Below are 20,154 nucleotides of genomic sequence, written 5' to 3'. Positions count from 1 at the left end.
ATAACGGGCGGGCTATGAACCCCCGTTTCGAATTCTCCATCCACGCCACCGACGGCAAGGCCCGCACCGGCGTCATCAAGATGCGTCGCGGCGAGATCCGCACCCCGGCCTTCATGCCGGTGGGAACCGCCGCCACGGTCAAGGCCATGAAGCCGCAGGATGTGCGGGCCACCGGCGCCGACATCATCCTGGGCAATACCTATCATCTCATGCTGCGCCCCGGCGCCGAACGCGTGGCGCGGCTGGGCGGGCTGCACAAGTTCATGAACTGGGATCGCCCGATCCTGACCGATAGTGGCGGGTATCAGGTGATGAGCCTGTCGGACCTGCGCAAGATCACCGAGAACGGCGTGACCTTCGCAAGCCATCTCGACGGATCGCGCCATCTGCTTACGCCCGAACGGTCGATGGAAATCCAGCGGCTGCTGGGTTCCGACATCGTCATGTGCTTTGACGAATGTCCCAAGATCGACCAGCCGCGCGACGTCATCGCGCGTTCGATGGAAATGTCGATGCGCTGGGCAAGGCGCAGCCGCGACGGCTTCGACAGCGGCGGTGAGCATGCGGCCAATTCGGCGCTGTTCGGCATCCAGCAGGGCGCGCTCGACGAAGGTCTGCGCAAGACTTCGGCCGATGCCCTGATCGACATCGGTTTCGACGGCTACGCGATCGGCGGCCTGGCTGTCGGCGAGGGGCAGGAGGCGATGTTCGCGACGCTGGAGTTCGCGCCGCAGCAGCTTCCGGCCGATCGTCCGCGCTATCTCATGGGCGTCGGCAAGCCCGACGATCTCGTGGGCGCGGTGGAACGCGGCGTCGACATGTTCGATTGCGTCCTGCCCAGCCGTTCAGGGCGTAACGGACAGGCCTTTACGTGGAACGGTCCGCTCAACTTGCGCAACGCCCGCCATGCCGAGGACAATGGTCCGCTTGACGAGCGCTGCAAGTGCCCGACGTGCGCGACGTATAGCCGTGCCTACCTGCACCACCTCGTGCGCTCGGGCGAGATCCTGGGCTCGATGCTGATGACCGAGCACAACATCTCCTTCTATCAGCAGCTCATGCAGGGAATGCGCGACGCCATCGCAGAAGCGCGGTTCGCGGCTTTCGCGGCCGACTTCCGGCGTTCCTATTTCCGTTTATAGGGGGCGGCTGAGCTGTTCCGGGTTGCCCCGGAGCGCCTCTCCCGCTCGTCTTGAAGGGGCTGGCTAGGGCAGTCAGGCCGAGACTTCGAGCCGCGTTCCGGGATAGGCGACGAAGCGGCCGCTGCGCAGATCGAGGAAACCGGCGCCGATCTGGCTGGCAAAACGCTGGGCCAGTTCGAGGGTGGCATACCATTTGCCGGTGCGGTGCGGAGTGATGAAGCGAAAGCGATTCATGATGCAGGTCCAATGCCGTCAAACGATGTCGGTTCCCTGACAAGTCCCTCGATTCGCCGTATTTTCGTGCCATTCGTCGTGCAAAAGAAAAGGGCGGCTCCGTGGGGAGCCGCCCTTCCTATTCCTGGTCCGGAGACCCGAAACTTAGCGCGAGTAGAACTCGACCACCAGGTTCGGTTCCATCTTCACCGGGTAGGGCACTTCGTCGAGCGTCGGGACGCGGACGAAGGTCACCTTGTCGGTGCCGTCCTGAGCGACGTAGTCGGGGACTTCACGCTCGGGCAGGTTCTGGGCTTCGATGATCAGCGCCATTTCCTTGGCCTTGTTGCCCAGGCTGATGACGTCGCCGACCTTCACGCGACGCGAAGCGATGTTGCACTTCACGCCGTTGACGCGGATGTGGCCGTGCGAAACGATCTGACGGGCCGCGAAGATGGTCGGAGCGAACTTCGAGCGGTACACGACCATGTCCAGGCGCTGTTCGAGCAGGCCGATCAGGTTCTGGCCGGTGTCGCCCTTCATGCGCGAGGCTTCCTGGTAGGTAGCCTTGAACTGCTTCTCGGTCACGTCGCCGTAGTAGCCCTTGAGCTTCTGCTTGGCGCGCAGCTGCAGACCGTAGTCCGAGATCTTGCCCTTGCGGCGCTGGCCGTGCTGGCCCGGGCCATAGCTGCGGCGGTTAACCGCGCTCTTGGGGCGACCCCAGATGTTTTCGCCCATGCGGCGGTCGAGTTTGTACTTGGCGCTTTTACGCTTCGACATAAGTCGTCTCCTTTTCTGCTGCCGCATCCACTGTGGATGCGGTCCATGTTTTCCCGGGGCGCACCATTCCGCCTATTTCGCGGAATGCGGCCGCCGCTTCACCGGGGTGCGGGGCCGAATGGACGGACCTGTCAAGAAGACAGGCGCCATGTGAAGGGGTGCCCCATACGGGCTCGGGGGTGAAAGTCAAGCGGATAAGCCGGAAACCGGCTCAACTCCGCGGGCGACGCTCGTTTCCGAGGGCAGAGAGCACACCGCGAAGGGTGCGCACTTCGAGGTGATTCCAGGCCGGCTTCGTGAGAAGATTGCGCAAGGTCAGCCGGTTGGCTGCCGCGCGCGTTTCCGGCCAGAAATAGTTCTTGGGTTCGAGCAGTTGCTCGAAATGGCCGATGAGGCCTTCCAATTCGTCCTGGGGGGCAGGGGGGAGCAGTTCCTCCTGCGTGGGCTGTGCCAGTTCGCCGGACGCCGCCGCGCCTTTCGACCATTCATAGGCGCAGAGAATGACGGCCTGCGCGAGATTGAGCGAGGCAAATTCCGGGTTGATCGGCACCGTCAGGATCGCGCGGGCGAGGGCGGCGTCCTCGGTTTCCAGGCCCGAACGCTCGGGCCCGAACACGTAAGCCGAGCGGGCACCGGTAGTGCGGGCGGTCTCGTGCACTTCGCGGGCGGCCTGCTCGGGCGTGACGACCGGCTTGGTAACGCCGCGTTTGCGCACGGTGGTGGCATAGACATTGGCGCAGTCGGCCACGGCTTCCGCCAGCGTGTCGAAGACCTGCGCGTGTTCCAGCACCACGTCCGCCCCGGCGGCGGCCGGGCCGGCCGAGGGATTGGGCCAGCCGTCACGGGGGGCGACAAGGCGCATTTCGGCAAGGCCGAAGTTGAGCATGGCGCGTGCGGCCTTGCCGATATTCTCGCCCAGTTGCGGGCGGACCAGTACGATGACCGGCTTGCTTGCGTCAGCCATCATTCGGCGTCCTTTGTTACACCCTTGGTCGCACCTTGCCCGGCGACATCGCGCACGGTGCCTGCAAAAGCTTCGAAATCGCGCGCTTCGTTGAAGGCGCGGTAGACCGAGGCGAAACGGATATAGGCGACCGAATCGAGCTGACGCAGCCCTTCCATCACCATCTCGCCTATTTCGCGGGAGGGAACTTCGGATTCGCCCAGCGTCTCGACCTGGCGCTGTACGCCGGAGACGAGCTGGTCGATCTTCTCGCGCTCGATCCCGCGCTTGCGGCAGGCGAGCGTGACCGACTGTTCGATCTTGGCGCGGTCGAACGGCTCGCGCGCATCGTCACTTTTTACGACAGTGATGTCGCGAAGCTGGACGCGCTCGAACGTGGTAAAACGCGCGCCGCAGCTGGAACACTGGCGGCGACGGCGGATCGCCGTGTTGTCCTCGGTCGGGCGGCTGTCCTTGACCTGGGAATCGTCATGGGCGCAAAAAGGACAGCGCATTCAGTCGGTTACTTTCGAATAATCAGGCAAGATAGAGCAGGCTTTCAGGGGCGCACGCGCTTGTAGAACTGGTATCCCGCGCCGACCGCAAGGCCGAGCGGGATCGACACGAACGGAAGCACGGCCGCCGCGACCGCCCCTGCCGCGCCCCAGATCAACACCGGTTTGGTCGATGGATGGTCCAGGCCATCCTGCAGCATTCCGGCCAGCTCGTGGCGGGCGTCGGAAATGAAGTCACCGGTGTCGTCGGGGCGGTCAGGGTCGGTCATGGCGTTCAGGCTCCTGGATCAGTCCTCGTAGATCGGGAAACGGTCGCACAGCGCTTCGACGCGTGCACGCACGTTCTGCTCCACCTGAGCGTCGCCCGCTTCGCCGCACTTGGCAAGGCCGTCGAGGACGTCGGCGACCATGTTGCCGATTTCACGGAACTCTTCCGGACCGAAGCCGCGGGTGGTGCCGGCGGGCGAACCCACGCGGATGCCGCTGGTCTTCATCGGCGGCAGCGGATCGAAGGGGATGCCGTTCTTGTTGCAGGTGATGCCCGCACGTTCCAGCGCCTCGTCCGCATCCTTGCCGGTCACGCCGAGCGGCGAGAGGTCGATCAGGGCGAGGTGGGTGTCGGTGCCACCCGAAACGATCGCGGCGCCGCGTTCCTTGAGGGTATCGGCAAGGACCTTGGCGTTCTCGATCACGCGCGCGGCGTAGTCCTTGAACTCGGGGCGAAGCGCTTCACCGAAGGCGACGGCCTTGGCGGCGACGACGTGCATCAGCGGACCGCCCTGGAGACCGGGGAATACCGCCGAATTGATCTTCTTGGCGAGAGCCTCGTCATTGGTGAGGATCATGCCGCCGCGCGGGCCGCGCAGCGTCTTGTGCGTGGTGGTGGTGGCGATGTGCGCGTGCGGGAAGGGCGAGGGGTGCAGGCCCGCGGCCACCAGGCCGGCGAAGTGGGCCATGTCGACCTGGAACAGCGCGCCCACGCTGTCGGCGATTTCGCGCATGCGCTTGAAGTCGATCACACGCGGATAGGCGGAGCCACCGGCGATGATCAGCTTGGGCTGGTGTTCCGTGGCGAGAGCCTGGACCTCATCGTAGTCGATCAGGTGGGTGTCCTTGGTCACGCCGTACTGCACGGCCTTGAACCACTTGCCCGAGAGCGCCGCGCGGGCGCCGTGGGTGAGGTGGCCGCCGGCATCGAGGCTCATGCCCATGATGGTGTCGCCGGGCTTGACGGTGGCGAGGAGCACGGCGCCGTTGGCCTGCGCGCCCGAGTGGGGCTGCACGTTGGCGAACTGGCAGTCGAACAGCTGCTTGGCGCGTTCGATGGCGAGCGTCTCGACTTCGTCCGAGGGCTCGCAGCCCTGGTAGTAGCGCTTGCCGGGGTAGCCTTCGGCGTACTTGTTGGTCAGCACCGAACCCTGGGCTTCGAGCACGGCCTTGGAGACGATGTTCTCCGAGGCGATCAGTTCGATCTGCTTGCGCTCGCGCTTGAGTTCGTGGCCGATGGCCTTGGCAACAGCGGGGTCGCTCTGGGCAACGCCGTCAGAGAAGAAGCCGGCGGAACGGATGGCGGTTTCTACAGTCATGTTCGGGCTTCTCCGTTTCAGAAGACGGGGTTGGAAAGCTTTTCGACGCGGCCTGCGTGGCGTCCGCCACCGAACTCGGTCGAAAGGAAGGCATCGAGGCAAGCCTTGGCCATGTCCTCGCCAGTCAGGCGGGCACCCATGGCGATGACGTTGGCGTTGTTGTGCTCACGCGCGAGTGCGGCCGAGAGCGGCTCGGATACGAGCGCGCAGCGGCAGGCCGGATCACGGTTCACGGCAATCGAGATGCCGATGCCTGAGCCGCAGAGGGCGACGCCGAACTGCGCAGTGCCGTCGGCGACGACCGAGGCAAGTTTGTAACCGTAGTCGGGATAATCGACACGATCGGCGGTCTCGGGGCCGAGATCGGCGACTTCGTGGCCGAGTTCGATGAGGTATTCACGCAGAACCGTCTTGAGGTCGACGGCGGCGTGGTCTGAAGCAATCGCAATGCGCATGGGATCGGGCTGCCTGTCCTGATGCGGGGATTCGTTTGCGCCTCCCCTTAGTCGCGACTTCGTCGCATTGCCACCTTTGTTGACATTCCGCCTGCGCATTTCCCGGATGTGCAAGGATCAGGCGCAATTACGGTCTGAACGCGCAGGAATCCGCTGCTCGTGACCGTGAATGGCGCAGAATTCCAAACTTGGTCGGATGCGATTGACACCCGGGCGGGCAGGCATGATTGTTTCGCGTTTGCGATGAAGGGGTTAGCGGTGAAATCGGCGAAATTGCTTGTCCTTGCGCTGCTGATCGGGGTGGTCCTCGCCATCCTCGGCACGACGCCGCCGCGCCCGCTCGCAGCCGATACGGCCGGGGAAGACTTCTCGGCAGGCCGCGCCATGATCGAGGTCGCGCGGATCGCGCGGGCTCCGCATCCGAGCGGTTCGGCCGAGCATGCGGCCTTGCGTGGATATCTGATGGATCGGCTCGGTGCCCTCGGCCTGGTCGTGCATACGCAGGAAGCACTGTTCCCGGACGATGCGCGGGAAAAGCTGAACCATCGCGGCGGGGAGAACCGCGCGCAGATCCCGTTGGTCAACATCGTTGCGGTGCTGCCGGGGCGGGATCGCACTTTGCCCGCCGTGGCGCTGATGGCGCATTACGACAGCGTCTGGGGCTCGCCTGCCGCTGCCGACGACGGCGCGGGCGTGGCTTCGATCCTCGAGACGATGCGTGCGCTGTCCGGCCAGCGCGATCGTCGCCGTGACGTGATCGTCATCCTGACGGACGGCGAGGAAGCGGGGCTCAACGGAGCAGAATTGTTCTTTGGGCAAGCGCCCGAGGCAAGCCGGATCGGCGCGCTGATCAATCTTGAAACCCGTGGAGGCGGCGGCAAGGCGAACCTGTTCCAGACTTCCGCGATGAACGGCGACGCGGCGCGGCTCTGGGCAGCCACCGCGCCGCATCCGGCGGGCACCTCGCTGGCGACGTTCATCTATAGCGTCCTGCCTAACGACACGGACCTCACCGTCGCGCTGCCGCACGGCTATGCGGCGTGGAACTTTGCCTTCATCGGTAGGCCCGGGCTCTACCACTCCCCGCTGGCGACGCCGGCCAATCTCGATCAGGGGGCGCTCCAGCAGATGGGCGAGCAGACGCTGGGGCTGGCGCGGGCCATGGTGGAGGCGCCCGAACTGCCGGGGCGGTCGCCGGATATCGTGTTCTTCGACGTGTTCGGGCTGTTTGCGGTGCACTATGCCGCATGGTGGGGCTGGGTGATGCTGGCCGTGGGATTTGCCGGATACGGTATCCTTTCGCTGCGGCGGTTCGATGGCCGGGCGCTGGTCGGCGGAATGGTCCGCATGCTTGCTCTGGTCGCGGTGACGGCGGGCTTGCTCTATCTGCTCAACTTGCTGTCGGGCGCCGATGGTCCGGTGAACTATTACGACCGTCTCGCCGCGATCCCCAGGCTTCAAGGCATGGCGCTGTGTGCGAGCGTGGCCGTTGCAATTCTGCTGGTGGGGCGAAAGCCGGACGGCGAGGCGGGGGAGGCAGGGCTGGTGCTGCCTGTATTGCTGGGCGGCGCTGTGTTTCAGGCCTTTGCGCCGGCGGCGGCCTATGTCCTGACCGTGCCGCTGCTGCTGGGCGGCGTTGCGGCGCTGGTGCGCGCCTCGGGGCACGACGGTCTGGCGCGGGCGGTCGCGGTGGTCGTGGCCGGCGTGGTGACGGGTTATGCGCTCATGCTCGGCTATGCGCTCATGCAGGCGGTTGGCCCCACCATGCCGATGGTGGCCGTGCTGCCGCTGATGGCCGGCGTTTGCGTGCTGATACCGCTGCGACCTGCATTGTCCTTGGTGCCCGGGCGTGTGGTGGCCGTGCTGCTGCTGGCAGGAGCCCTCGCCGTTTCGCTGTGGGTGCGACTGGATGCCCCGGCGCCCAGTATCGCCGCCTATTCGGACAGTGCCAAGAACCGCGGCAGGACCTGAGCGCTACTCGAAGAACTCGGGCGATGGCTCGCGCAGGTTCCGTGCGCCGCGCATGCCTTGCAGGACCAGCTTGCCCACGACTGTCGCAAGCGTTGCAACCGGGATGACCGCGAAGATGCCTGCAGCATCGATGCTGAGCGCCACGAATGCCGTTGCAAGGACGCTCGCCAGGAGGGCTAGGAGCATCAAAAAGCCCACGTGTTCTCCCTTCTGTCTTGCGAAGCGGAAGGCGCAGGCGAAGGATGTTGCAACGATTGCGACAAGCAGAATGAGCATCGCTGTCGGCAGTCCGAACAGGACAGCGGGGCCAGCGAAGCGGAGTACTGCCAATAGGCCCATAAGGATCAGGGACGGGAATGCGATGCAGGCGCCCGCGGCACAGAGCGTTGCTTCACGCGCGCCTGCTTCGCTGACGATGTCGGTATCTCCGAAGGCCATGGGTCTTGTCTTTTTCCAGCCTGAGGGGTGAGGGGGCTAAAAAAGAACCCCGCCGAAGCGGGGTCCTTTCATCTTCAGGCAGCCGTTACTGATCGAGGAACGAGCGCATCTTGCGGCTGCGGCTCGGGTGCTTGAGCTTGCGCAGGGCCTTTGCCTCGATCTGGCGGATACGTTCGCGGGTGACCGAGAACTGCTGGCCGACTTCCTCGAGCGTGTGGTCAGTGTTCATGCCGATACCGAAGCGCATGCGCAGCACGCGTTCCTCGCGCGGGGTGAGCGATGCAAGGACACGGGTGACCGTTTCCTTGAGGTTCGCCTGGATCGCGGCGTCGACCGGGATGATCGCGTTCTTGTCCTCGATGAAGTCGCCGAGGTGCGAATCCTCCTCGTCGCCGATCGGCGTTTCGAGGCTGATCGGCTCCTTGGCGATCTTCATCACCTTGCGCACCTTCTCGAGCGGCATCGACAGGCGCTCGGCCATTTCCTCCGGCGTCGGCTCGCGGCCCTGCTCGTGGAGGAACTGGCGGCTGGTGCGCACCAGCTTGTTGATCGTCTCGATCATGTGCACCGGGATACGGATCGTTCGGGCCTGATCCGCGATCGAGCGGGTGATGGCCTGACGGATCCACCAGGTGGCATAGGTCGAGAACTTGTAGCCGCGGCGGTACTCGAACTTGTCGACCGCCTTCATCAGGCCGATGTTGCCCTCCTGGATGAGATCCAGGAACTGCAGGCCGCGGTTGGTGTACTTCTTGGCGATCGAGATGACGAGGCGCAGGTTCGCCTCGACCATTTCCTTCTTGGCGATGCGAGCTTCGCGCTCACCCTTCTGGACCATGTTGACGATGCGGCGGAACTCGGGAAGCGCCATGCCGGTGGCGGCGGCGATGTCCGAGACTTCCGCGCGGATACGCTCGACAGGGTCCGCTTCGTTTTCGGCGAAGGCAGCCCACTTCTTGTCCTTCTTCGCCATGTCGGTGAGCCAGGTGTCGTCCAGCTCGCGGCCCACGTAGGTCTCGAGGAAGTCGGCACGCTTGACCTTGTGGCGCTCGGCCAGGCGCAGCATCTGGCCGCCTAGCGTGGTGAGGCGGCGGTTGAAGGCGTAGAGGTTGTCGACGAGGTATTCGATCTTCGTCGCGTGGAACTTCACCGATTCGACCTGCGCAGTCAGTTCCTCGCGCAGCGAATGGTACTGTTCTTCCTTGGCGGCAGGGAAGTCGATGCCCAGCGCCAGCGCTTCGAGGCGTTCCGACTGGAGGCGTTCGAAGGTCTGGAACAGCTCGGTGATGAGCAGGAACTTCTCCAGCGCCTCGGGCTTGAGGGCCGCTTCCATCTGGGCGAGGCTGAGGGTGTTGTCCTCCTCCTCTTCCTCGGCTTCGCGCTTGGGGATCGGGTTGCCGTCCTCGTCGACTTCCTCCGAGTTGTCCTCGTCGGAATCGTCCTCGTCCTTGAACGTGGGGCCGGCGGTGGCTTCGCTGATCTCCCCATCCTCGTCGCCTTCGCCGTCTTCGCTCAGGCTTTCGGGCGCGGGTTCCTTGGCAAGCATGGCGTCGAGATCGAGGATCTCGCGCAGTTGCATTTCACCGTTGTTGAGGGCTTCGGACCACTGGATGATCGCGTGGAAGGTGATCGGGCTCTCGCACAGGCCCAGGATCATCATGTCGCGGCCGGCCTCGATGCGCTTGGCGATGGCGATTTCGCCTTCGCGGCTGAGCAGTTCGACCGCGCCCATCTCGCGCAGGTACATGCGGACGGGGTCGTCGGTCCGCTCGACCGTTTCCTTCTTCTTGGTCTCGACGACCATGCGCGGGCCGGCGTCGTCGCCATCCGCATCGTCGGTGTCGGTATCCCGGTCGGAATCATTGTCTTCCTGACCGTCGGCATCTTCATCGCTCTCGACGATGTTGACGCCCATCTCGTTCAGCGCGGCGGTGATGTCCTCGATCTGGTCGGAAGACATGTCCTGCGGGAGCGCTTCGTTGAGCTCGTCGTAAGTAATGATGCCGCGGCGTTTGGCGCGGGCGATAAGCTTCTTGATGGAAGCTTCGTTGAGATCGATCAGCGGCGCATCGTCGTTCGGTTCGCCGGTGTTGTCGTTTTTGCTCATTCTTCGCCGTTATCCCCGTGCGTCCGAACTGATTATACAATCAGGACGAAGCCGCCTGTCTTGTCGCCATTTGCCTGAGGCGACTGTCAAATTCCAGCTTTCTCTTGAGGAGGCGTTGCTGCTCGGCAAAAGCATCGTCGGACAGTTCGTTTTCGAACCGCGCCGTTGCCTGTGCCAATGCCGCCTCCAGAACCGGACGTTCCACCAAGAGATCGACCGCCTGCACAAGATCCTCTGCCGCCTGATCCGCGCCGGTATCGGGATTCAGGAACCCGAAGCGCAATCCTGAGTATTCGGCGGTGCCGGGGATCTCCAAGCCACTGTCGGCCAATATGGAGGCAAGCGCTGCGCTTTCAAGCGGTTCGTGCATGTGGCAGCAATCAAGCAGCAAGGAAAAGCGGGGGTCGAGCCCCGGGGTGCGGGCCAGGGCTTCCGCGTGACGGATGATCTGGTCGGGCCAGCGGATGAGCCCGGCCAGAACGGCGGCCGAAAGGGCGTCGCGCGCGCCGCCCGCGATCGCCTTGCGCAGGCGTTCGAGTGATTCGGGATCCGATTCGGGGATCGGGCTCCAGCGGCCTTTCTGGAAATTGCCCCGGCCCCCGCCGCGCGGCGGATTGGGCTTGAACGCTCCGCCCTGACCGCCGCCCTGCTGCCAGCGGCTTTCGCGCTTGGGGAAGGCGAATTCGGAATAGCGGTCCTGCAACTCGCGCCGATAGAGGCTGGCGATGTCCGGGTGCTGGATCGCATCGACATGGGCCATCAGTCGGGCCTTGAGACCGGCCTTGTCTTCGGGCGTGGTGAGCGGCTGGGCATCGCGTTCCACGTCCCAGAGCACTTCGATCAGGCTCTTGGCGGCGCCCAGCACGTCTTCCATCGCCCGTGCGCCCCTGGCCTTGATAAGGTCGTCGGGGTCAAGCCCTTCAGGCAGGCGGACGATCCGCAGGGAGTGGGCAGGGCGCAGCAGGGGCAGGGCGCGGGTTACCGCGCGCATTGCCGCGCGCTGGCCGGCGGCGTCTCCGTCGAAACACAGGATCGGCATCTCGACGTGGCGCCAGAGCATCTCGATCTGCTGCTCGGTCAGCGCGGTGCCGAGCGGCGCGACGCATTCGCCAATGCCCGCCGCCGCCATCGCGACCACATCCATGTAGCCCTCGACCACGACCATCCGGCCAGACTGGCGCGCGGCAGGCGCGGCGCGGTGCAGGTTGTAGAGCGTGCGGCCCTTGTCGAAGAGGGGGGTGTCGGGAGAGTTCAGATACTTGGGCGCATCCGTCTTCTCCTTGGTGAGAATACGGCCGCCGAAAGCGATGACCCGGCCGCGTGCATCCTCGATAGGCAGCATCAGGCGGCCGCGGAAGCGGTCGTAGGGATCGCGGCCTTCGACTTCGATCCTGAGGCCCGCCTCGATCAGCATGGCCTCGGGAAACTTGCCGAGCGCTTCCTTCATCGCTTGGCGGCCTTCCGGAGCGTAGCCGAAGCCGAATCGCTGGAGGGTGTGGGCGTCGAACCCGCGGGTTGCTAGGTAGGCGCGCGCCGATTCGCCGCCGGGGGCGGAAAGGTTCTGCACGAACCAGCCCTGCGCGGCGGCCATCACGTCATGAAGCGTGTCGCGCTTTTCGGCCGCCTTGGCCGCGCGCGGATCGGGGGCAGGGACGTCCATCCCCGCTTCGGCCGCCAGTTCCTTGACCGCGTCCATGAAGGACAGGCCCTGGTGATCGGTCATCCAGCGGATCGCATCTCCATGTGCGCCGCAGCCAAAGCAGTGATAGAAGCCCTTTTCATCGTTGACGGTGAAGCTTGGAGACTTCTCGTTGTGGAACGGGCAGCAGGCCTTGAACTCGCGCCCCGCCTTGGTGAGGCGGGTCGAGCGACCGATCAGCGCGGACAGCGTGATCCGCGTGCGAAGCTGGTCGAGCCATTGAGGGGTAAGCACGGTCCTGCCGCCCGATCGCGTGTCAGGTCAGGCCAGCGCCGCCTTCACCCAGCCCGAAGCCTTGCCCATGTCGAGCTGGGTGCCGTGGCGTGCCTTCAGCGCGGCGACGACCTTGCCCATGTCCTTCATGCTTTCGGCGCCGACTTCGGCCTTGATCGCCTCGATCAGGGCCTTGGTTTCTTCCTCGGAGAGCTGGGCGGGAAGGAAAGTCTCGATCACCTCCAGTTCGGCCTTCTCCTCGGCGGCCTTTTCGGGGCGGCCACCTTCCTCGAAGAGCTGGATCGATTCGCGGCGCTGCTTCACCATCTTCTGGAGAACGTCGATCACCATGGCATCGTCGTCGGGAAGAGAATCGGCGGTGCGCAGTTCGATGTCGCGGTCCTTGATCTTGGCAAGGATGAGGCGAACCGCGGCGAGGCGCGGCTTGTCGCCCGCCTTCATCGCGGTGATCTGGGCGGCCTTGATCGAATCACGAAGCATTGTTTTCCTGCTGTTCTGCTGGTTCTGGAAAAGGGTGATGGCGCAAAACTAGCAAGCCGCGCGCCAAATTGCACCTCTCGCGCCTTGACGCGGTGCACAACCCTGTCTAGCGGGCGGGCCTTAGCACACATAGTCAGAAACGCCGAAAACGGAGCGACCCACCATGGCCGACGCCGCATATACGCTTGCGCCCAAACCTGAAGGGGCGACAGGCGTTCTCGTCCTGAGCGATGGACACGTGGTCTGGGGCCGCGGCTTTGGAGCCGTTGGCGAAGCAGTCGGTGAAGTCTGCTTCAACACCGCGATGACCGGGTATCAGGAAGTGATGACTGACCCGTCCTACGCGGGCCAGATCGTCACGTTCACTTTCCCCCACATCGGCAATGTCGGTGTCAACGACGAGGATCTCGAATCCCGGGTCGATGGCGCCGTTGGCTGCGTTGTCCGCGAGGACGTGACGCTGCCCTCGAACTTCCGCTCTGCCGGTGAGTTCGGCGATTGGCTCGCCGCCAAGGGCAAGGTTGGTCTCGCCGGGGTCGATACCCGCGCGCTGACCCGCCGCATCCGCCTGCAGGGCGCGCCCAACGCGGTGATCGCCCATAATCCGGCGGGCGAGTTCGACATTCCCGCGCTCATCAAGCGTGCGCAGGAATGGCCGGGCCTCGAACGCATGGACCTTGCCAAGATCGTCAGCCGCGAGATCCAGGAGGGCTGGGAAGGTTCGACCTGGGAACTCGGCCAGGGCTTCGGTGCTGCCGAGGGTGATGCTCTGCCGCATGTCGTCGCCATCGACTACGGCGCCAAGGACAACATCTTCCGCAACCTGGTGAAGGCCGGGGCCCGCGTGACGGTGGTTCCCGCCGAAACCTCGCTCGAGGCCATCCTCGCGCTGGAGCCGGCGGGCGTGTTCCTCTCGAACGGCCCGGGCGACCCTGCCGCGACCGGCGAATATGCCGTGCCCGTCATCAAGTCGCTGCTTGACCGCGACGTGCCGGTCTTCGGTATCTGCCTCGGTCACCAGATGCTCGGCCTTGCGGCCGGCGCCAGGACCTCGAAGATGCACCAGGGGCATCGCGGCGCCAACCACCCGGTGAAGCGCCTGACCGACGGCGTTGTCGAGATCACCTCGATGAACCACGGCTTCGCGGTCGACAACCAGTCGCTGCCCGAAAACGTCGAGGAGACCCACGTCTCGCTGTTCGACGGTTCGAACTGCGGCATCGCGATCAAGGGCAAGAAGGCGTTCGGCGTGCAGTATCACCCGGAAGCCAGCCCCGGTCCGCAGGACAGCTTCTATCTCTTCGAGAAGTTCGTGGGGATGCTGGCCTGATGGGCGTAACGGGTCGGAACTTGATGGCGGCATTCGTGCCGCGCCCCGCATCGGCGATCATTGCCGGTGCGGACCAGCGAGTTTTCGACCCGGTATCGCACTTTGCCTATGCACGGGAAATTCCGGCCTTCGCGCCGGGAACCCGTGTTAAGCAAGGTGCCACGCCATGACCGACCTCATCGACCACATGCTCGCTTACTACATTGCCGGACAGGCTGCCGAACTCTCGGTTGCGCCGCGGTTCTACCCTTACGGGGAACTGCAGCTCATCTTCGAGGACAAAGTCTCGGTGGCGGTTCGCAAGTTCGGCCCCAAGGTGCGCAAGCACGCGAAGGAAGCCGGCAAGGCGTTCATCGACAGGATGCTCGAGGCGGGCGCCTGGTCGACGACGCAGGGCGAATATGGCGGCTCGATGCACCAGTTTCAGGCTGACCGGTTCAAGGCGGTGATCCGCATGGAACAGGAAAGCAACCCGATCATTCTCCAAGCCAAAGCCGAAGGCCCGGATTACTGGGACAAGGCGTTTGGCGAACTGGTGGCCTAGGCCGCCAGTCCGACATACAAGACACACAGGACACCCCAGGACAGCCCATGCCCAAGCGCACAGACATCTCCTCGATCCTCGTCATCGGCGCTGGCCCGATCATCATCGGCCAGGCTTGCGAATTCGATTATTCGGGGACGCAGGCGATCAAGGCGCTCAAGGAAGAGGGTTACCGGGTCATCCTGGTCAACTCGAACCCGGCCACGATCATGACCGACCCGGACATGGCCGACTCCACTTATGTCGAGCCGATCACCCCGGAAGTGGTCGCCAAGATCATCGAGAAGGAGCGCCCCGATGCGGTGCTCCCGACGATGGGCGGCCAGACCGCGCTGAACTGCGCGCTGGCGTTGTTCAACGACGGCACGCTGGAGAAGTTCGGCGTGCAGATGATCGGCGCCGATGCCGATGCCATCGACAAGGCCGAGGATCGCCAGCGCTTCCGCGACGCGATGGACAAGATCGGCCTCAACTCGGCTCGTTCGGGCGTGGCTCACACCATGGACGAGGCGTTCAAGGTGCTGGAGACCACCGGCCTGCCTTCGATCATCCGCCCCAGCTTCACGATGGGCGGCACCGGCGGCGGCATCGCCTACAACAAGGCCGAGTTCGAGACGATCGTGCGCTCGGGCCTCGACGCCTCTCCCACGACCGAAGTGCTGATCGAGGAATCGCTGCTCGGCTGGAAGGAGTATGAGATGGAGGTCGTGCGCGACAAGCACGACAACTGCATCATCATCTGCTCGATCGAGAACGTCGATCCGATGGGTGTCCACACCGGCGACTCGATCACCGTCGCTCCGGCGCTGACGCTGACCGACAAGGAATACCAGATCATGCGCAACGCCTCGATCGAGGTGCTGCGCGAGATCGGCGTCGAGACCGGCGGTTCCAACGTGCAGTTCGCGGTCAACCCGAAGGACGGCCGCCTGATCGTCATCGAGATGAACCCGCGCGTCTCGCGCTCGTCCGCGCTTGCCTCGAAGGCCACCGGTTTCCCGATCGCGCGCGTCGCGGCGAAGCTGGCCGTCGGCTACACGCTCGACGAGATCATGAACGAGATCACCGGCGCCACGCCGGCGGCGTTCGAACCGACCATCGACTACGTTGTCACCAAGATCCCGCGCTTCGCCTTCGAGAAGTTCAAGGGCGCCAAGAACGACCTCACCACCGCGATGAAGTCGGTCGGCGAAGTCATGGCGATCGGCCGCAACATCAAGGAATCGATGCAGAAGGCCCTGCGCGGCCTGGAAACCGGCCTCGACGGTTTCAACCGGGTGGTCGAACTGGAAGGCGCGGGCCGTGACGTGATCACCGCGGCGCTGTCGAAGGCGACCCCGGAGCGTCTGCTGCACGTCGCGCAGGCCTTCCGCGAAGGCTTCACCGTCGACGAGATCCACGCGATCGCGCATTACGACAAGTGGTTCCTTCGCCACATCGAAGAGATCATCGCCGAAGAAGCCAACATCATGAAGCACGGCCTGCCGGCCGATGCGCAGGGCATGCGCCGCCTCAAGGCGATGGGCTTCTCGGACAAGCGTCTTGCCACGCTCGCCGTGCGTTCGGTCGGCGTCGCGGGCGGCATGGGCGAGACCCAGGCCAAGCGCTCGGGCCTGCTGCACGATGCGTTGCTGGCGATGGCGGGTGCCACCAGCGAGGACGAAGTGCGCAAGCTGCGCGGCAAGCTGGGCGTCCACCCGGTGTTCAAGCGCATCGACTCCTGCGCGGCCGAGTTCGAGGCGGTGACGCCCTACATGTACTCGACCTACGAAGCCCCGATCTTCGGTGAGCCCGAGAACGAGGCCAATCCGTCGGAGCGCAGGAAGGTCGTCATCCTCGGCGGCGGTCCCAACCGCATCGGCCAGGGCATCGAGTTCGACTACTGCTGCGTCCACGCCTGCTTCGCGCTTGCCGAGGCCGGCTACGAGACCATCATGGTCAACTGCAACCCCGAGACCGTCTCGACCGACTATGACACTTCGGACCGCCTCTACTTCGAGCCGCTGACGGCCGAAGACGTGCTGGAAATCCTGCGTGTCGAACAGTCGAAGGGCGAACTCGTCGGCGTGATCGTGCAGTTCGGCGGGCAGACCCCGCTGAAGCTTGCGCAGGCGCTCGAGGATGCAGGCATCCCGATCCTCGGCACGTCGCCCGACGCCATCGACCTTGCGGAAGACCGCGAGCGTTTCTCGGCTCTGGTCGAGAAGCTGGGCCTCAAGCAGCCTGCCAACGGCATTGCCCGCAGCCGTGACGAGGCCGTCGCCGTCGCCAATCGCATCGGCTACCCCGTCCTCATGCGTCCCAGCTACGTGCTGGGTGGCCGCGCGATGGAAATCGTCGACAGCGAGCAGCAGCTTGACGACTACATCACCACTGCCGTCCAGGTCTCGGGTGACAGCCCGGTGCTGATCGACCAGTATCTGCGTGATGCCGTTGAATGCGACGTCGACGCGCTCTGCGACGGCGAGCAGGTTGTCGTGGCCGGCGTCATGCAGCACATCGAGGAAGCGGGCATCCACTCCGGTGACAGCGCCTGCACCCTGCCGCCCTACAGCCTGCCGGCCGAGATCATCGCGGAAATGGAACGCCAGGCGGAAGCGCTGGCCTTCGGGCTCGGCGTGCGCGGCCTGATGAACATCCAGTTCGCGGTGAAGGACGGTGAGGTCTACCTCATCGAGGTCAACCCGCGTGCTTCGCGTACCGTGCCGTTCGTTGCCAAGGCGCTTGGCCAGCCGGTTGCCAAGATCGCCAGCCGCGTGATGGCGGGCGAGAAGCTGTCGGACTTCCCGCCGTTCAAGCGCGACCTGTCGTACATGGCGGTAAAGGAAGCGGTGTTCCCGTTCGCGCGCTTCCCGGGCGTCGACCCGGTGTTGAGCCCCGAAATGAAGTCCACCGGCGAAGTCATGGGCCTCGATGCAGACTTCCCGCGTGCCTTCCTCAAGGCCCAGCTAGGTGCGGGCATGCGCCTGCCCGACAGTGGCACGGTGTTCGTGTCGGTGAAGGACAGCGACAAGGCCGTGATCCTGCCCGGCGTGCAGACGCTGGTGAAGGAAGGCTTCAAGATCGTCGCCACGGCCGGTACCCACAAGTACCTGAGCGAAGCCGGGGTTCCGGTGGAACTGGTCAACAAGGTCGCTGAAGGCCGTCCGCACATCGTCGACAAGATCGTCGACGGCGAGATCGCGCTGATCTTCAACACCACCGAGGGTTGGCAGAGCCTCAAGGATTCGCAATCGATCCGCGCTTCGGCGCTGACCGGCAAGATCCCCTACTTCACCACTGCAACCGCCAGCGTCGCTGCTGCACAGGCAATTTCCGCCCTGCGCGGGACCCAGCTTGAAGTGCGTTCGTTGCAGGATTATTATAACTGAAATCGATCTAGCCTCCCCACATCGCTGCGGATCGGCCCGCCCCCGGAAATTTCCTGAGGGGCGGGGCAGGGAACTAGTCGCCTTCGACTGGTTTCGCGTGCGGGGAGGTTGCAGGAAGGAAGTGTTTGATGGCCAGTATCGAAAAGCTCCCCATGCTCGCCGAAGGGTATGAGAAGCTGACCGCAGAGATCAAGGCGCTCCGCGAGGAACGCCCGCGGATCGTCGATGCGATCGAGGAAGCGCGCGCGCACGGGGATCTCTCGGAAAATGCCGAGTACCACGCGGCCAAGGAACGCCAGGGCCAGGTTGAAGCCACGATCGCCGATCTGGAAGACAAGATCAGTCGTGCCCAGATCGTCGACCCGGCCACGCTGACCAGCGAGAAGATCATCTTCGGTGCTACCGTGACCTTGCTCGACGATGACGACAAGCCGGTGAAGTACCAGATCGTCGGTCCTTACGAGGCCGATGCCAAGGTTGGGCGGATCAGCTACAACTCGCCGCTGGGCAAGGCGCTGATCGGTCGCCGGATCGAGGATGAGGTCGAAGTGACCGTGCCCTCGGGCGACAAGTTCTACCTGGTGCAGAAGATCGAGTTCATCTGATCTCGTCCGGCTGCGGCAGGCAAAAGAAAAGGCCGGCGAAAGCCGGCCTTTTTCGTATCCGCTTGCCAGTTGGAAGCGGGGAGCCTTGTCAGGCTCAGGCTTCCGGCTGGTCCGGCTGGAGCAGGCGGTGAAGGTGCACGATGACGTACTTCATTTCGGCATCGTCGACCGTGCGCTGAGCAGCCGAGCGCCATGCGTCTTCGGCCGCGGCATAGTCGGGGTAGACGCCGACGAGATCGAGTTCGTTCAGATCGGCGAATTCGAGCGTGCGCGGGTCCTTGACCCGGCCACCCATCACGAGGTGAAGTTTCTGCATGGAGAGGGATCGCTTTCCTGTGGGAGAGACGAAGGTCCCCATAGGTCGTGGCGATCAGCAGGGCAAGAGCCGATCGCGCCTGCGATGCGGCTCTTTAATGCTCCTGTAAATCATTATCGATAATTTATCAACGACTGATGCGCTGCGCGAAATCCTGAATGCGCCGAGCGAAACGTTGCGACGATTCCGACGCGGTTTCCGCAGCTTCATGGCCGAATTTTCCAGCCTTTTCGGCCGTGCTACCGGCCTTTTCGGCAGCTGCCTTGCCCAGCGCCCCAGCTGCGGCGAGGGCGGCCAGCCCGAATCGCTCGAGTCGCTCCGCGGCGGCGCCGCCGGCCTTCTCGGCGCGGTCGGCAAGGTGGCCGGCCTCGCGCCTGGCGCCGATGCCAAGATCATGGGCCTTGTCAGAGGCGTTACGTCCCAGCAACGCTGCCGCGCCGCCTGCCGCTTCGGCCAATGCGACCGAGCGGTTCAACGCCTTGCCGGCAACGCCGCGCGTCAGGCGCCTGGGGAGCAGCGCGCTGACAAGCGCCCCCGCCGCAAGCCCGCCTGCTACGACAAGTACGGGATGCTCCTTGGCAAATGCGATGATCTTGCGGGAAGGGCGCTCGTCCTGCGCCGGCTTTGCCCTGATCGGCACCACCGCGCCGAGATTGGCCTCGGTTGCGGACTGAGCTGGCGTTTTCGGTTCAGCTTCGCTCACCGTCGAACTCCTTTTTACTGTCGTTACCGTGCGATCCTTCACCGTGCAGTCGGCCCAACACGTCGGAGACCAGCGAAAGGATCGGATTTCGGAAGATCCAAAGCACCAGCGCCGTGAAGGTTCCCCCCACTGCGGCAGGGTGTTCCTCAACCACGGTGACGGCTTCATCGAGGACGTCGATGGCCTTTTCGATCGCCTCATCAGCAAGGCGACCGCCGATGCCGCGTTCATCGATATCGGCCTTGATCGCGGCGTAATGGGCATCGAACGCGGCCCTGGCCGCGTCCCTCGTGGCGCGATGCTCGGCGAGGCGATGGGCGAGTGCGGACATCAGGCGTCTCCCGCCGAAAGAACCGTACGCATCCGCCGCATGCGTGCCCGTGCCAGCAGGAGCAGGGCAAGGGCGATGCCGCCGATGATCAAAGTCCCGGCCGCCATCGCCGCCCAGGGCCCCAGAACGCTGCCAAGCGCGATGACAAAGCCGACCACCAGCGCCATGAGTGCAAAGAACACGAAGACAGCGCCGAGCATGCCGAGCAAGGTGATCGTGCGCAATTCGGCACTGACATAGGCGGCGCGCGCTTTCTGGAAGGCCAGTTCGGCCTGGGCCAGTGTACGCGCTTCCTCTGCCAGCAACCGAAGGTCCTGGGCGAACGAAAGGTCCTCCTCCTCGGTCTCAAGGCCGAGGGACGGTGCGGGATCGAGCATTGTCGCGATCTGTC

Annotated in this window: 21 protein-coding genes; 6 read left to right on the top strand and 15 right to left on the bottom strand. The window is 64.5% G+C overall.

Translation table 11 applies throughout. The features are described 5' to 3' along the window. Nucleotides 1-14 precede the first annotated feature (14 nt). Nucleotides 15-1,142, top strand: coding sequence for a tRNA guanosine(34) transglycosylase Tgt (gene tgt, locus CA833_RS16180; RefSeq protein WP_207078630.1), 1,128 nt, complete (start codon nucleotides 15-17; stop codon nucleotides 1,140-1,142). A gap of 72 nt (nucleotides 1,143-1,214) precedes the next feature. On the opposite strand, the gene CA833_RS16175 is transcribed toward tgt, so the two are convergent. The 7 genes from CA833_RS16175 to rpiB form a co-directional block, all read right to left on the bottom strand. Further along, nucleotides 1,215-1,376 carry a hypothetical protein gene (locus tag CA833_RS16175; protein ID WP_185928725.1) on the bottom strand — a complete coding sequence of 54 codons (162 nt, stop codon included), beginning with the start codon at nucleotides 1,374-1,376 and terminating at the stop codon, nucleotides 1,215-1,217. A 144-nt stretch (nucleotides 1,377-1,520) separates the two neighbouring features. Continuing rightward, nucleotides 1,521-2,135 (bottom strand): 30S ribosomal protein S4, encoded by a 615-nt coding sequence (gene rpsD, locus CA833_RS16170; protein ID WP_142633431.1) that lies wholly within the window; start codon nucleotides 2,133-2,135, stop codon nucleotides 1,521-1,523. A 211-nt stretch (nucleotides 2,136-2,346) separates the two neighbouring features. Then, nucleotides 2,347-3,099 carry an RNA methyltransferase gene (locus CA833_RS16165; protein WP_207080139.1) on the bottom strand — a complete coding sequence of 251 codons (753 nt, stop codon included), beginning with the start codon at nucleotides 3,097-3,099 and terminating at the stop codon, nucleotides 2,347-2,349. Next, complete coding sequence (nrdR, locus tag CA833_RS16160; RefSeq protein WP_207078629.1) at nucleotides 3,099-3,593, bottom strand: transcriptional regulator NrdR; 495 nt, start codon at nucleotides 3,591-3,593, stop codon at nucleotides 3,099-3,101. The genes CA833_RS16165 and nrdR overlap by 1 nt, the downstream gene beginning before the upstream one ends. Nucleotides 3,594-3,637: 44 nt before the next feature. Further along, a complete protein-coding gene (locus CA833_RS16155; RefSeq protein ID WP_142633435.1) occupies nucleotides 3,638-3,862 on the bottom strand; it encodes a hypothetical protein in 225 nt (74 codons plus the stop codon). Nucleotides 3,863-3,880: 18 nt separating this feature from the next. Beyond that, nucleotides 3,881-5,179, bottom strand: coding sequence for a serine hydroxymethyltransferase (gene glyA / locus CA833_RS16150; protein WP_207078628.1), 1,299 nt, complete (start codon nucleotides 5,177-5,179; stop codon nucleotides 3,881-3,883). Between the two features lie 17 nt (nucleotides 5,180-5,196). Further along, nucleotides 5,197-5,634: a ribose 5-phosphate isomerase B gene (gene rpiB / locus CA833_RS16145; protein ID WP_142633439.1), complete on the bottom strand. Its 438-nt coding sequence runs from the start codon at nucleotides 5,632-5,634 to the stop codon at nucleotides 5,197-5,199. 258 nt (nucleotides 5,635-5,892) lie between these two features. Here rpiB and CA833_RS16140 point away from each other — a divergent pair, with 258 nt between their 5' ends. Beyond that, on the top strand, nucleotides 5,893-7,605 hold the full coding sequence (locus CA833_RS16140) for a M28 family peptidase (RefSeq protein ID WP_242526146.1): 1,713 nt from the start codon (nucleotides 5,893-5,895) through the stop codon (nucleotides 7,603-7,605). A 3-nt stretch (nucleotides 7,606-7,608) separates the two neighbouring features. Here the strand turns inward: CA833_RS16140 and CA833_RS16135 are convergent, their stop codons facing one another. The 4 genes from CA833_RS16135 to CA833_RS16120 form a co-directional block, all read right to left on the bottom strand. Beyond that, nucleotides 7,609-8,043 carry a hypothetical protein gene (locus CA833_RS16135; RefSeq protein ID WP_207078626.1) on the bottom strand — a complete coding sequence of 145 codons (435 nt, stop codon included), beginning with the start codon at nucleotides 8,041-8,043 and terminating at the stop codon, nucleotides 7,609-7,611. Nucleotides 8,044-8,128: 85 nt separating this feature from the next. Further along, nucleotides 8,129-10,150, bottom strand: coding sequence for an RNA polymerase sigma factor RpoD (rpoD, locus tag CA833_RS16130; protein ID WP_142633445.1), 2,022 nt, complete (start codon nucleotides 10,148-10,150; stop codon nucleotides 8,129-8,131). A 40-nt stretch (nucleotides 10,151-10,190) separates the two neighbouring features. After that, nucleotides 10,191-12,083 carry a DNA primase gene (gene dnaG, locus CA833_RS16125; RefSeq protein WP_142633447.1) on the bottom strand — a complete coding sequence of 631 codons (1,893 nt, stop codon included), beginning with the start codon at nucleotides 12,081-12,083 and terminating at the stop codon, nucleotides 10,191-10,193. Between the two features lie 27 nt (nucleotides 12,084-12,110). Next, a complete protein-coding gene (locus tag CA833_RS16120) occupies nucleotides 12,111-12,563 on the bottom strand; it encodes a GatB/YqeY domain-containing protein (RefSeq protein WP_142633449.1) in 453 nt (150 codons plus the stop codon). Nucleotides 12,564-12,726: 163 nt separating this feature from the next. On the opposite strand from CA833_RS16120, the gene carA reads away from it, so the two are divergent. From carA to greA, 4 genes are all read left to right on the top strand, one after another. After that, on the top strand, nucleotides 12,727-13,893 hold the full coding sequence (gene carA, locus CA833_RS16115; RefSeq protein ID WP_207078625.1) for a glutamine-hydrolyzing carbamoyl-phosphate synthase small subunit: 1,167 nt from the start codon (nucleotides 12,727-12,729) through the stop codon (nucleotides 13,891-13,893). A gap of 166 nt (nucleotides 13,894-14,059) precedes the next feature. Further along, nucleotides 14,060-14,437, top strand: a complete 378-nt coding sequence (locus CA833_RS16110; RefSeq protein WP_142633453.1) for a hypothetical protein — start codon at nucleotides 14,060-14,062, stop codon at nucleotides 14,435-14,437. Between the two features lie 47 nt (nucleotides 14,438-14,484). Beyond that, nucleotides 14,485-17,808 carry a carbamoyl-phosphate synthase large subunit gene (gene carB / locus CA833_RS16105; protein WP_142633455.1) on the top strand — a complete coding sequence of 1,108 codons (3,324 nt, stop codon included), beginning with the start codon at nucleotides 14,485-14,487 and terminating at the stop codon, nucleotides 17,806-17,808. Nucleotides 17,809-17,936: 128 nt separating this feature from the next. Next, complete coding sequence (gene greA, locus CA833_RS16100; RefSeq protein WP_142633457.1) at nucleotides 17,937-18,413, top strand: transcription elongation factor GreA; 477 nt, start codon at nucleotides 17,937-17,939, stop codon at nucleotides 18,411-18,413. Nucleotides 18,414-18,507: 94 nt separating this feature from the next. Here the strand turns inward: greA and CA833_RS16095 are convergent, their stop codons facing one another. The 4 genes from CA833_RS16095 to CA833_RS16080 form a co-directional block, all read right to left on the bottom strand. Beyond that, a complete protein-coding gene (locus CA833_RS16095) occupies nucleotides 18,508-18,729 on the bottom strand; it encodes a DUF4170 domain-containing protein (protein WP_142633459.1) in 222 nt (73 codons plus the stop codon). Nucleotides 18,730-18,856: 127 nt separating this feature from the next. Continuing rightward, complete coding sequence (locus CA833_RS16090; RefSeq protein WP_142633461.1) at nucleotides 18,857-19,432, bottom strand: hypothetical protein; 576 nt, start codon at nucleotides 19,430-19,432, stop codon at nucleotides 18,857-18,859. Beyond that, a complete protein-coding gene (locus CA833_RS16085; RefSeq protein ID WP_242526145.1) occupies nucleotides 19,419-19,763 on the bottom strand; it encodes a hypothetical protein in 345 nt (114 codons plus the stop codon). The genes CA833_RS16090 and CA833_RS16085 overlap by 14 nt, the downstream gene beginning before the upstream one ends. Next, nucleotides 19,763-20,140 carry a phage holin family protein gene (locus CA833_RS16080; RefSeq protein WP_207078624.1) on the bottom strand — a complete coding sequence of 126 codons (378 nt, stop codon included), beginning with the start codon at nucleotides 20,138-20,140 and terminating at the stop codon, nucleotides 19,763-19,765. The genes CA833_RS16085 and CA833_RS16080 overlap by 1 nt, the downstream gene beginning before the upstream one ends. Nucleotides 20,141-20,154 lie beyond the last annotated feature (14 nt).

It is taken from the genome of Novosphingobium sp. KA1, assembly GCF_017309955.1.
Classification (GTDB): Bacteria; Pseudomonadota; Alphaproteobacteria; order Sphingomonadales; family Sphingomonadaceae; genus Novosphingobium.
This window is presented reverse-complemented; position numbering and strand designations above follow the sequence as displayed.